11 protein-coding genes are annotated in these 13,085 nt (G+C 51.2%); 4 read left to right on the top strand and 7 right to left on the bottom strand.

The genetic code is table 11. From position 1 onward, the window contains the following. Positions 1–38: 38 nt before the first annotated feature. From SY83_RS10480 to SY83_RS10505, 6 genes are all read right to left on the bottom strand, one after another. On the bottom strand, positions 39–731 hold the full coding sequence (locus tag SY83_RS10480; RefSeq protein WP_068606273.1) for a hypothetical protein: 693 nt from the start codon (positions 729–731) through the stop codon (positions 39–41). A gap of 296 nt (positions 732–1,027) precedes the next feature. After that, positions 1,028–2,905 (bottom strand): phosphoenolpyruvate--protein phosphotransferase, encoded by a 1,878-nt coding sequence (gene ptsP, locus SY83_RS10485; RefSeq protein WP_068606276.1) that lies wholly within the window; start codon positions 2,903–2,905, stop codon positions 1,028–1,030. A 2-nt stretch (positions 2,906–2,907) separates the two neighbouring features. Further along, positions 2,908–3,183: an HPr family phosphocarrier protein gene (locus SY83_RS10490; protein ID WP_068606277.1), complete on the bottom strand. Its 276-nt coding sequence runs from the start codon at positions 3,181–3,183 to the stop codon at positions 2,908–2,910. A 135-nt stretch (positions 3,184–3,318) separates the two neighbouring features. Beyond that, complete coding sequence (nagE, locus tag SY83_RS10495; protein WP_068606278.1) at positions 3,319–4,776, bottom strand: N-acetylglucosamine-specific PTS transporter subunit IIBC; 1,458 nt, start codon at positions 4,774–4,776, stop codon at positions 3,319–3,321. 29 nt (positions 4,777–4,805) lie between these two features. Then, positions 4,806–5,306 carry a PTS sugar transporter subunit IIA gene (locus SY83_RS10500; protein WP_068606280.1) on the bottom strand — a complete coding sequence of 167 codons (501 nt, stop codon included), beginning with the start codon at positions 5,304–5,306 and terminating at the stop codon, positions 4,806–4,808. 49 nt (positions 5,307–5,355) lie between these two features. Then, positions 5,356–6,216: a PRD domain-containing protein gene (locus SY83_RS10505; RefSeq protein ID WP_068606282.1), complete on the bottom strand. Its 861-nt coding sequence runs from the start codon at positions 6,214–6,216 to the stop codon at positions 5,356–5,358. A gap of 452 nt (positions 6,217–6,668) precedes the next feature. Between SY83_RS10505 and SY83_RS10510 the strand changes: the two genes are divergently transcribed. After that, the gene (locus SY83_RS10510; protein WP_197480018.1) at positions 6,669–7,880 is read left to right on the top strand and encodes an acyltransferase; all 1,212 of its coding nucleotides are present in this window, start codon (positions 6,669–6,671) and stop codon (positions 7,878–7,880) included. Positions 7,881–7,976: 96 nt separating this feature from the next. Continuing rightward, a complete protein-coding gene (locus SY83_RS10515; protein ID WP_068611040.1) occupies positions 7,977–9,239 on the top strand; it encodes a cation:dicarboxylate symporter family transporter in 1,263 nt (420 codons plus the stop codon). Between the two features lie 258 nt (positions 9,240–9,497). Here the strand turns inward: SY83_RS10515 and SY83_RS10520 are convergent, their stop codons facing one another. Beyond that, positions 9,498–10,409: a transposase gene (locus SY83_RS10520; protein ID WP_197480019.1), complete on the bottom strand. Its 912-nt coding sequence runs from the start codon at positions 10,407–10,409 to the stop codon at positions 9,498–9,500. Positions 10,410–10,793: 384 nt separating this feature from the next. Here SY83_RS10520 and SY83_RS10525 point away from each other — a divergent pair, with 384 nt between their 5' ends. Next, positions 10,794–12,272 (top strand): family 43 glycosylhydrolase, encoded by a 1,479-nt coding sequence (locus SY83_RS10525; RefSeq protein ID WP_068606288.1) that lies wholly within the window; start codon positions 10,794–10,796, stop codon positions 12,270–12,272. A 159-nt stretch (positions 12,273–12,431) separates the two neighbouring features. Beyond that, positions 12,432–13,076 (top strand): serine/threonine-protein kinase, encoded by a 645-nt coding sequence (locus SY83_RS10530; protein ID WP_068606290.1) that lies wholly within the window; start codon positions 12,432–12,434, stop codon positions 13,074–13,076. Positions 13,077–13,085: the final 9 nt, after the last annotated feature.

The raw sequence follows: 13,085 nt of genomic DNA on the forward strand, positions 1-13,085 counted from the left end.
TGCAAAATAGAGCGGTTACGACAATTGGAGGCGGAATGCTACGATGAATCCTTCTTGGCGGCTAGGTTTCTCACGATCAGGTCCATTTCTTTTCTTACAGCCAAGAAAGCAATACCGCTTAGAGAGAGAAGTAACGTTGAGAAAATGAACAAGCTTGGGGTGATGCCCCATTGGATCCAGTAGAAGTAGGAAAATCCCGCGGAAACCGTCAGAGCAATAAATAATAGGAGTAACTTGAGGTGGAGGCCGGTCCAGTTGAAATTGATTTTGGAGGCGTGGTTGATGTAAGTGACGCCCCAACGCCTTCTTTTGATGAAATAACTGATCAGGACTAACGCGGCACTGCTCAGAAGTTGGAGAATGCGAGCCGCCGCGGAGTTAAAGTCTTCGGGTCTAAGAGCAATGTCCAAATGACGATAAATGAATAATCCCATGGTTTGCATACAAATCAGACTCCCCACCCCGATACAAATCATCAAAAACCCGTAAAACAAGTGAATCTTTAGCACAATCCATAGAAACATCAATAAAACAATGGTTTGCACCAGGACATCATACGGCGCTAATGCTGGATCTGTGCGATGGATGTAAGAGAGGTAGCTCAAGATGGAGCCAATCAAGAGAACTTCCTTCACATAAGGCTTTAAATCAAATCGGAAAAAAGTCAGCATCAGCGCAAAAACAGCAAACTGCTCCAACATCGAAAATATATAAAACCATATAAAGTCCATTTAATTAGGCCACCTTGCATAAATCTAATCTTGCTAAACGGAGTCTCATTCTGTGAGGTCTCGTACAGGATTATTTTACCACAATAAGGATGCCTTGGACGAACCATTGTGAGTCTCTTTTTCCGTGATTGTGCATGAACACGTAACGTGGCCCGCCTGCTAATTTTGACGCGAGATCAACTACGGTCACATTGTAATGTTAATTTAGAACAAGAAGAGACCGCCTCGGCTTTGCCGGAGCGGTCTGTTTTCTGATTAGATGATATTTGCAACAGGAAAAATCGGAGAAAGGGAATTTATTTCATTACCTCTTCGTTTAACGCGGCAATATACGCTTCCAACCGTGCGCGAATCTGCTCCGGGCCGGTAAGCTGAAGCAGCTCGTCGGCGAGTGCCGTTGCATCGGCGGAGTTCAGCTTCGACAGAAGCGCGCGCGCGGGCAGAACGGCCGATGCGCTCATGCTAAACTCATGCAGGCCCATGCCCAGCAGGAGAGGGAGCGCCGTCAGATGGCCGGCCATCTCGCCGCACATGCCGACCCATTTGCCTTCGGCCGTTGCGGCGCGAATGACGTGGCGAATGAGGCGGAGTACCGCCGGATAGAACGGATCGCTGAGATAAGCGAGTTTCTCGTTCATCCGGTCGGCCGCCATCACATACTGCACGAGGTCGTTGGTGCCGATGGAGAAGAAGTCGACCTCCTTCGCCAGCACGTCTGCCATCAGCGCGGCGGATGGCACCTCAATCATGATGCCGACCTCAAGCTTGTCGGCATAGGGCTGGCCCGCGTCGCGCAGCTCCTGCTTGGCGATTTCGAGCTGCGCGGTTGCCTGCTGCCACTCGCCCAGCGTCGCGATCATCGGGAACATGATCTTCACGTTCCCGTGAACGCCGGCGCGGAGAATAGCCCGCAGTTGCGTGCGGAACAGGTCGTGCCGGTCCAGGCACAACCGGATGGCTCGCACGCCGAGGAACGGGTTCTCCTCCTCCGGCAGGGGCAAGTACGGCAGCTTCTTGTCGCCGCCGATATCGAGGGTGCGGATGACCACAGGCGCCTCCGCACCAAACACCTCCGCCGCCTCGCTGTAGGCGGCGTACTGCTCCTCCTCCGAGGGGAGGTCGGCCCGGTCCATGTACAGGAACTCCGTCCTGTACAGGCCGATACCCTCGGCTCCGGCCGCTTGCGCGGCGGCCGCGTCCCGCGGGCTGCCAATGTTGGCCACGAGCTCGACCTGGCGGCCGTCCCGTGTCACCGAGGGCAGCCCCAGGTACCGCCGCTCCAGCCGCTTGCGCTCGGCCAGCTCCGCCGCGCGCCGTTCGTAGCGCGCGATCGTGTCCGCGTCCGGACTGACGTGTACCACGCCGTCCGAGCCGTCCACGATCACGAGCGCGCCGTCCGGCACGCTCCGCAGCGCTTCGCCGAGACCGACGACCGCAGGGATGTCCATCGACCGCGCCATGATCGCGGAGTGGGACGTGCGGCCGCCGATCTCGGTGGCGAAGGCTGCCACCGCCTCGCGGTCCAACTGCGCTGTCTCCGACGGCGTCAAATCCGCCGCCAGCAGCACCTGCTTCAGCCCGGCACCGCCGGCGTTCGCGGAAGATCGATCCTCCTCGGAGCGGTGTTCTCCGCTCGCAGGCAACCTGTCCATCTCGGCCGGCGATATGGCCTCAGCCCCGCCAACACCAGCGTCCTCGCTAACCTGACCCGCTGCGTCAGCCCCGCTGACACTCCTCGCCAAACCCCGCGCCAAGCGCTTGCCCACATCGCGGATATCCGCCGCTCGCTCGCGAAGGTACGCGTCATCGATACTTTCGATCACAGCACAGATCTCGTCCACCGTTACTTTAAGCGCGTATTCCGCGTTCACGTGCTCTGCGCCAATTAATGCTTCGACGCCGCCTACAAACTCCTCGTCTTTCAACAGAAGCTGATGCGTCTCAAAAATCTCCGCTTCCGCCGCGCCTAATTTCTCCAGTGTCACCGCCCGAAGCGATTCCAACTCCGCCGCCGCGACGGCTACAACTTGGTTAAACCGGGCAAGCTCCCGGTCCACATCGCCCGAATCCAGTTCCACCCGGGTCGCATCAACAACCTGTTCTGCTAAGTGTTTAGCTCGTCCCATCACCACCCCGGGTGCGGCCGCGATCCCTTTGAGCTCCAACGTCACCATCTTTATACTCCGGACTCGTCGTGAGCCGCCTCCAGAATGGCGCCAATGGCCGCAACGGCTTCACCCGCTTGCTCTCCGTCGGCGATCACCTCTACAGCATCGCCGTGTTTGGCGCCCAGAGACAGCACGCCAACCAAGCTTTTCGCGCTAAATCGTTTGCCGCCCCCCGACTTCTCCAAATGAACCGTACATGGAAACGCCATCGCGGCTTCCACGACTTTCCTTGCAGGCCTTGCATGAATCCCCGACGTGTTGACTACTGTGAATGTTTGTTGCATTGTATCCTCTCCCATCTTTACCCATATCTAAGGTGCAAAAGGAAAGCCAACGCTAGGTTGGCTTCTCTCTTACATCATCATTTTCTTGGCATTCATCTTTAGCTGATTTCTGATTCCACTTTTTCCGCTTTGGAATTACATTTTCTTCTTAATCTCATCCTTCAACATCTCGGATTGTGTGCCGAAGATGACCTGCACACTGCCGCCGCCTAAGCGCATCACGCCGGCCGCGCCGAGGTTTTTGAGCGCCTGATCATTCACTTGCTTATCGTCTTTCACTTCCAGACGAAGGCGAGTAATACAAGCGTCGATCCCTTTAATATTGTCGGAACCGCCCAAGTTCACAAGAACACGGTCCGCTTTCTCCGATAACGGCGATTTGCTGTTTACAGCGGAATCTCCAGGGTTGGCAACGAGATCGTCGGTTTCCCGGCCAGGTGTCTTCAAGTTGAATTTCACAATGACGAAACGGAACAAGAAGTAGTAAACAACCGCGAACACCAGACCAATCGGAATGATCAGCAATGGATTCGTTGCCAGCGGGTAGTTTACCGCATAATCAATGAAACCGGCGGAGAAACCAAATCCGTGGTGAATATCCAAAGTATACGTGATGAAAGCGGACAAACCTGTTAACAGCGCATGAATGACATACAACGCAGGCGCTGCGAACATGAACGCGAATTCTAACGGCTCTGTAATCCCCGTCAGGAAAGAGGCGAACGCGGTACCGATGAACACGGAAGCGATCGCTTTGCGTTTCTCCGGCTTCGCCGAGTGAATGATAGCGAATGCGCCTGCCGGCAAAGCGAACATCATAATCGGGAAGAAGCCTGTCATGAACATTCCGGCCGATTTGTCGCCTGCGAAGAAGCGGTGCAAGTCGCCTTTAATGACGTTACCCGCGGCATCCGTAAAGCTGCCGATTTCGAACCAAGCAATCGCATTGATAATGTGGTGCAAGCCGAACGGAATCAGCAACCGGTTCGCAGTCATGAAGATGCCGGCGCCAACGCCGCCCATACCTACAACCCACTCACCGAATGTATTCAATCCCAATTGGATGGGGCCCCAGATCAGACCGAAGATCAGACCGACCACAACCATGGATACGGACGTGATAATAGGCACGAAACGCTTGCCGGAGAAGAAACCAAGCCAATCCGGAAGCTTGATGTTGTGGTACTTCTTATAGAAGTAAGCCGCAATCATACCGGCGATAATCCCGCCAAGAACACCCATGTTCAGCTTGGCGTCTTTGCCGACGAAATCCGCAAAGGCTACCGGCACTTTGAGCAACACTTGCACCAGCACCAAGTGAGCGATGACCGCCGCCAACGCCGCAACCGCGTCACCCGCAAGACCGATGGCCACACCTACCGCGAAGATCAACGGAAGATTGTCGAAGATCGCTCCGCCGCCCGCTGCCAGGAATGGCGCGATGTACTGGTTCAGAAAACCGCCGACACTGTCGCCCATGTTGAAATCTTTCACATAATCAATGTTACCGAAGCGCAGCAATAAGGATGCCGCTGGCAAAGTCGCTACTGGAAGCATGAGCGCTTTACCGATTTTTTGTAATAATGCTAACATGAAAACCTACCCCCCTAATTATGAATGAATTACTTCAAAACCACTTGCATGACGCCTGGATCGCCGGCGGTTACGCCTTTGAACGAAACGTCTAAACGTTCCACGATTTCCGGGTTTGCCACCACAACGGGTGTGATGATCGGGAAACCGGCGTTCTTTATATAGTCCGGATCAAACTCGATTAGCGTCTGGCCGGTTGTAACCTTTTCGTCATTGGCAACCTTGGCCGTAAAGCCTTCGCCTTTCAATTTCACCGTGTTGATGCCGATATGGAGCAACAACTGCAAGCCGGAAGCGTGTTCAATCACAACGGCGTGATGAGTTTCGATCAGGTGGGCTACGGTTCCGTCGAACGGAGCAACCAGTTTACCTTCCGAAGGAATGACCGCGAAGCCGTCTCCCATCAGTTTCTGCGCGAATGCCTCATCCGGCACTTGCTCAAGTCCTACCACTTCGCCGCTTAAGGGAGCTGCGACTTCTACTATGTTGGATACTTCCGATTTGTTGGATTTAAACAGTTTTGAAAACATGATTGGTTCCTCCTTGAACTCTTATCTCTGTCTAGGGTGTAATGGGGTGTTACGGTGTGCCGTCCGTGTGAGCGAACTCCTGAAACAAACGGTACAGATGCATCATAATGTACCCGACTTCATCCTCGGGAACGTGCATTTGGAGTCTGTCAGCCAGCATGGCTCCAATTTCCGAGGCCAGTTCATATTCCTCCCGGTAGAGCTGTTTCATTCCTTCCACAAAAGGATTCTTCACCGTCTTCTTCTGCTTTACCCGCTCAATGGCGAACCGAAGATGAATGATCAGACGGGCATAATCCAGACTGTTCTTCGGAATATGAATCGCTCTGCGGCGCTCGATAATCTCTACAATCTCTGTAATGAGCGTTGTGGACTTCACAAGCTGACCGACAGGCACATGGGCGATGGCGGAGTGCACATGATAAGCCAGAAAACCGATCTCGTCCTCCGGAATCTGAATACCGAACGTGGCGCCGATGAGTTCCGCGGCTTTGGCGGCCACCTCATACTCCTTGGGAAACAGTGTGCGGGTCTCATATAAGAAAGGGTTGTCGATATCCATCCCGTTGCGTAACCGATAGAGCGCGAAGTGAATATGACTGGGCAACGCCACATGAACGTGTTCATTTAGGTTTGCTGAAATATCCCTTTCCATCATGGAGATAATCTCCTCGGAGATGTCGAATACTTCCGGTGCGATGTCCCCGAGCAGCGTTTGAAATTGCTTCCGCTGCGCCTCGTCATCCATGCGAAACTTTTTATCAATCCGGGCGTCCTGACTGTCCAGGGTGGTTATTTTGCCGAAACCGATTCCTTTACCAAGCAGAATTAATTCACTCCCGCTGGCCGTGTCGGTCACCAGGACCGCATTATTACTCATCACCCGTTCAACACGGTATGTTGTTCCCATACTTTCTCCTCACCGCTTTACATGAATGTAAAGATCATCCGCCGACGCCGCTGCTAGAGGCAACAAAAAAGAGCCGTAAAGAAGCCTCCGAACTCGGAAACTCTTAACGGCTCATGCCTGATGGACTCAGTAACACGCCAACGTATGCTGTTGAATATCCCCATCATAACGCCGAGGCGAGGGAGAAGTCAACACCTTTTGAAACGTTTACATTTGGTGTTAGGTCCATAATTTGCCGTTAAAAATCGTGAAATTTCGGATTCCATAGCTTCTTTCGAAGATGTTCTCTCGTATTTTGCCCGAAACATGTGGAATTTCATCCTGAATCAGGGAAGTGCCTGTTCGATATTGGATGTGCAGAGCTTTCCATTTGACTACCTTAAAGTAAGTGTAATAAGATGGTCTGACGTGTATCCATATTCATAGTAGGAGGATTGTCATTTCTCATGAGCATGAGTACGAGCAAAGCAAGGATTGACGAGCTCGTCCTGCTTCGGGCGATGGCGTTCCTGGCGATTGTGCTACAGCACTGTATCGGGGAGTTTATTTATCGTCCTGAAACCTTGCCGCACGATGGAATTATGTTGGGAATGCTGTTCCATTTCACCCGATTCGGGACGCCGACATTCATATTTATTTCCGGATTGCTCTTTTTCTACAATTATTACCATAGCCTCAACTACGGTTCATTTATACGCAAAAGGGTTATGGACATCTATGTTCCGTTTGTCATATGGACGATCGTCTATTTTACACTATCACAGGGGGTTCTGTGGTTTATACAAGGCGAAAGCTGGCTTCTGTTTCTGAAGGAGCTCTTCATTCCGTCCAATGCGTATCACCTTTGGTTTATTGTGATGATCTTTCAGTTTTACTTGTTGTTCCCGATGTTTCGGGGAATTGTACGCTTCGGACAGCGGCTGTGGGAGCGACATGGAGCGGAGATGGCGGGTAAGGCCGCACTGAATACCATGATCGTCTTCGGCGTACTGTTTTTGGGATATCTATATTTATCTTATGATATTTTCCCGCGGATTCATGCATCTACTGACCAAGGTTGGCTTCAATGGCTGATTGAACATCGCATGTTATATTTCATCTCCCATGCCTTTTACTTTGTTTCGGGAGCTGTGATTGCGCTCTATTTATCGCAGTGGCGCGACTTGGTGCGTAAATCATCCGCCTGGAATCCGTTCATTTTCGCGCTATTGTACGTGTGGATGGGGTATCGTCTGTTGTCTCATTCCACGGATACGATGAATTTATATGTGTCCACCTATTTGAAACCTTCTACGTTCCTGTTGATTGTCTCGCAGATGCTGATTATGTATGGAATGAGCCTGAAGCTTGCGGAAACACGCTCCTTGCTTCAGCGCCTGTTCCGGTGGATCGGCACGTATTCGTTCGGCGGCTTTCTGGCTCATCCGTTGGCGATATGGGCATTAGCTCCGTTGACGAGGCCGGATCGATGGGTAGGTAATCATCTGGGCGTGACCGCGCTGTTTTATATTGGGGTATTGGCTTTATCGCTTGGTTTGTCCTACGGTGTATCCAAGTTGCCTTTCGGGAGCTGGATCATGGGTCCGACCGGAGCAAAGCGGGCCTTGCGCCCGGCCAAGGGAACTTCACAACCTGTGCAAGATGCGCCTGTGACCCTGAGTTGATAGTTATGCCAGGCAATGGGCACGCTTAACCTATAGGACTGATTATGGAAATGCATCTTAGAATTTACAGAAGATTGAGGTGTCTGGTTTAGTATGATGAAGAAATACGGTTTAGCGATTCAGATTGTCATTGGCTTGGTGCTTGGTATTATTGTGGGCGCTATTTTCTTTGGCAATGATCAGTTGCCCAAATATTTGGGACCCATCGGGGATATTTTCATTCGTTTGATCAAAATGATCGTCGTTCCCATCGTCATCTCCACATTGATCGTCGGGGTGGCCGGTGTAGGCGACTTTAAGAGGTTAGGCAAAATTGGCGGTAAAACCATTCTCTACTTCGAAATTGTTACAACCGTCGCGATTCTTGTCGGATTGCTGGCCGCGAATATTTTTCAACCGGGCGCGGGGATTGACCGTACCACATTAACGGAATCGGATATTTCCAAATATGTGGATACGGCCGCTGAGACGCAAAGTCACGGATTCGCGGATACGTTCGTCAACATTGTGCCGAAGAACGTGTTTGATGCGCTGGCTCGCGGCGACATGCTGGCAATCATCTTCTTCTCCGTATTATTCGGATTAGGCGTTGCGGCGATTGGGGAGAAAGGCAAGCCTGTGCTGAGCTTCTTCCAGGGCGTGGCGGAAGCGATGTTCTGGGTGACGAATCAGGTGATGAAGTTCGCGCCGTTCGGCGTATTCGCTCTGATTGGGGTAACGGTATCGACTTTCGGTCTGAGTTCGTTAATTCCGCTAGGTAAGCTGGCGATTCTTGTTTATGCGACCATGGCTTTCTTTATCCTTGTTGTGTTGGGCTTGGTTGCGCGGATGGTCGGAATTCGAATTACGAATATCTTCCGGATCTTGCGGGATGAAATTCTGCTCGCTTACTCAACGGCATCTTCAGAAACGGTATTGCCGAAGATTATTGAGAAAATGGAGAAATTCGGCTGTCCGAAGGCGGTTACTTCTTTCGTGGTGCCGACAGGCTACTCGTTTAATTTGGACGGCTCCACCTTGTATCAAGCGTTGGCTTCGGTGTTTATAGCTCAATTGTACGGTATTCACTTGTCTTGGTACGAGCAGTTGACACTGGTGTTGGTGCTGATGGTTACGTCCAAAGGGATCGCCGGCGTACCGGGTGTATCCTTCGTCGTCTTGCTGGCGACATTGGGTACGGTCGGGTTGCCGGTGGAAGGTCTGGCTCTGATTGCCGGAATCGACCGCATCCTGGACATGGCGCGTACGGTCGTGAACGTGTTCGGGAACGCGTTGGCCGCGGTTGTTATCTCCAAGTGGGAAGGCGTCTACGACCATGAGAAAGGCAAGGCTTATTTGGCTGAGTTAAAGCAAGCTTAATTGTGGGTTTCTGGAAAAGCGTCGCATAGCGGCGCTTTTTTCAATATGATAGAAAGTATTAAAATATGGGTGATAACTAGGGTTTGCACTTCTTTAGGGGTGTTACTGATACTTATTTGAGCTGGAATGCTGGGTTATCCCGAAGGCTCAGTGGTGTGATAAAAGAAGGCAATGCAGTAATTTTTGTTCTTGGGAAAAATGAGGGTTAATGTGTTTAGAGAAGGAAATATGAAATTTCAAAAAATGTTTGTCCGTGAGTCAGGCAACCTGTACATGTAAGCACATCGGTTTGCGTGAAATGAGTTGTTTATAAGTAACAGCAGGTGTATCTATGAACAGCCGAAATAACTTCGACACCGCACGGTTTGGTTTCAGTGAATAATTAATGCGATAGGATACTTCATCCAGATACGATTGTAAATGCTTGTCGCTTACTCCGTAATATCGCTCGTTTATTCTAACAGGAACAGAATCACAAATGATATTTATTGTGTCGCATGCGTTATACTTTTTGGAACCGTAATGAATAAAAGGAACTCGGACAGAACTACTTACATGAGTCTCAATGAAGTTGGAATAATCCCAATAGCTAAGCTCTTTGTTCGGATGATGCTTCGGCATAAAAACATGCTTCAGCTTGACATAGGAAACCTCACCATAGAAGTTAAGAGAAGCTCCCCCAACAAATGGCTGCTCGTTCCGGATCGTCTTAAAGCCTTTAATATGAAAATTGCACGGGTTGTACTCAGCTGAAATCACTTCGACAAGGCCTGTGAGTAGCTGCTGCGCATCTCCTTGCTGAATGGCATGGCGAAGTTTGTGTAGGATTAACCAGGCCGTCTTATACGTGACTTGAATGACAGAGGCTAATTCTACGGCGTTAATTGAAGAGGAAGGGTTAGCAATGAGAAATAAAGCTTGAAACCACTTATGAAGTAAAGTACGACTTCCTTGCATAATCGTCCCTACGAGAAGAGAAGCTTGATACTTGCAGTTGCGGCATTCATACAGAGGCAGCCGACGTGTAGTGATAATATGGGCTTCAACGCAAGCGCACCGTGGACAGCGGTAACCGTTGGGCCACTTGGCTGAGATCAGGATGGGCAGACATGAAGCCTCATCATGATACTTGCGCTTAAATTGATCGAAAGTTACTACATGAGTAGACACAATCCTCAACCCTTCCCCATTAAGAGAACATGAGTTCTGTATATGTCATATAATACCAAACAAATGTTCTTATTACAAGTGGTTTTTTGAAAAGAACGGATATTATTTTCACCTGATTCTTCGGGATAACCCAGCATTGGCGCTGAAATGCATTTAATACTTGGCAGTTGATCCAGCCTAGTGCGCGAACTCTTTAGTTTCCAACATAGCCAAGAACACGGTCGCCCATCTGAGAGGCCTTGATAGAGGTTTTTTTATTGGCTTAAAATGTACGACAGCATTCATACCAGGTCGTGACAGGAGTCTCTGTATGGGCGGGCTGGATTTTGCTAAGATGAGTGCGATTTAGGTTCCTAATCGTTTGACATGGGGGAATGAGTGAGTATGACCTGGGACAATACAAGGCACTGGCTGGATACTGACGGAAAACCGTTGCACGCGCACGGAGGCGGATTCTGGCAGGAAAACGGGTATTATTACTGGTTTGGTGAAAATCGGGAGAGACGCAATAAAGTATCCGTTTATCGTTCCCGTGACTTGGCGCAATGGGAATTCCGGAGGCATATTATCACATTGGACTCGCCGTTTGAACCTGTATATTTCCAGACGGATCCAGAGATGGATCCGCATGGAGCAGCGGCGGCGGGAACAGGCAGCGGGTGTATTGTGGAACGGCCCAAAGTGATTCGCAATCCGCTCACCGGGCGTTATGTGCTGTGGGCGCATTGGGAAAACGGGCAGGATTATACCGGCGCCCGCGCGCTTATTGCAAGCTGCGACACCATCGACGGGGAGTACGTGTACCACGGGAGCTTCAACCCGATCGGACATATGTCGCGAGACTGCACACTGTTCGTGGACGATGACGGCAGCGCATACTTCATCTCGGCGGCGCGGGACAATGCGGATTTGCATATGTACCGTCTGTCCGAGGACTATTTAAGCATTGCGGAGCACGTGAAGACGTTGTGGCCCTCCCAGTACCGGGAGGCGCCGGCCGTCATGAAGAGTGAGAATGTCTACTTTATGGTTACATCCGGCTGCACGGGATGGCCACCGAATCAGGGGACGTATGCTTACGCGGTGGGGAGCCTGCTTGGACCGTGGACATCGCAACAGAACTTGGGCGGTGTGACGACTTGGGATACGCAACCGACCTGCATTCTGCCGATCCGGGGTTCGGAGACAACGACCTATCTTTATGTCGGAGATCGTTGGGATCCCGCCGAATACGGCAATTCGGCTTATGTGATGCTGCCTCTTCGCTTTCCCACGGACACTTCGATGGAGCTCGACTGGCAGGAGCATGTAGTGCTGGATGTGGGGACGGGTGCTGCCCGGCATATGCCCAAGCATACGGATGTCGTTATAGCACGGGCTGGGCGGCAAGAAATGCTGCATCGCATGAAATGTCATGGATTGGATACCTATTTGGCGCCGGCGGAGACTTTCCCGAAATCCGGATCGAATGTTGTACAGCGCGTGCTTTCCTATGCTTCTGGCCAACTTTATTGGATCGTGGCAGTCGTGGAGGAAGAGCGAGTCGTGCTGGTGCATGCGGACAGCGGATTAGCGCTTCAGCCGGCGTCCGCTGAGGCAGAAGCGCCGGTACTGCTAGCGGAGCGCACGAATGCTTCGGAGCAACAGTGGGAGTGTATCGAGCTTGGCGGTGGATGGGCGAAGCTGGTGAACGCGCAGTCGAAGCTTGCGCTGACGTATCGGCGCGAAGAGGGCTCCGTGCTTGTCGTTACCGAGGAAGTTCCGGGCAACCAAGCCCGATGGGGCTGGGGTTCCGCTTACGGTCATCCCGACCCGCAAGCGTTCGCCGTCGTACCGGTCTATGATCGAATGCGCTCCAACTAGGCATGGCCTGCAATTTCTCGTCGCAGGCCATGGTTTTGGGCGACTGTCGATGCTGACCATGATTTTTAGATGAATTATGGATAATATCTATTCATAAACTGGAAAATCCCATATGATAGATTTAAATCTTGTGTTCAGGTTATCCATGAAGGAGAAATAATGGAATTTATTACAGATGAATTAATTGAATCTGTCGAGCGGGAGCTTCTCCCGTTACTGAAAGTGGAAAGTATACATCCGCATGAACCTGTAATTATCAAGTTCCATCCTGAAGGGTGGGAAGTGTTAGGTACGGGCAATTACGCAGCCGTGATCGCGCATAGAGACAATCCGGAGATGGTCATCAAGGTATACGCGGAGGGGCGTCCCGGCCTTGCGGATGAGGTGGAAGTGTATCGTCGGCTGGGCAATCATCCGGCGTTCTCGACATGCTACCATTCTTCGGATTCCTATTTAATTATGAAACGCATGAGAGGGATCACATTATATAATTGTGTCATTAAAGGCATTCGCATACCGCGACAGGCGATTCAGGATATCGATGAGGCATTATACTATGCCCGAAGCCGGGGGCTGTGCCCGCATGATATTCACGGCAAAAATGTGATGTTATATGAAGGACGCGGCAAGGTGCTGGATGTGTCGGACTTTCTGAAGGAGGAATATTGCCGGATGTGGGATGACCTGAAGAAGGGATATGACAAATATTATGAACCGTTTCTACACCGGTTTCCGATGCCGATTCCCGGCTTTATGATGGATTGGGTGCGGAGAGGATATCGACTATATAAGAAGCGGGATTGAGCAGCGAGG

The sequence above is a fragment of the Paenibacillus swuensis genome (genome assembly GCF_001644605.1).
Taxonomy (GTDB): domain Bacteria; phylum Bacillota; class Bacilli; order Paenibacillales; family DY6; genus Paenibacillus_N; species Paenibacillus_N swuensis.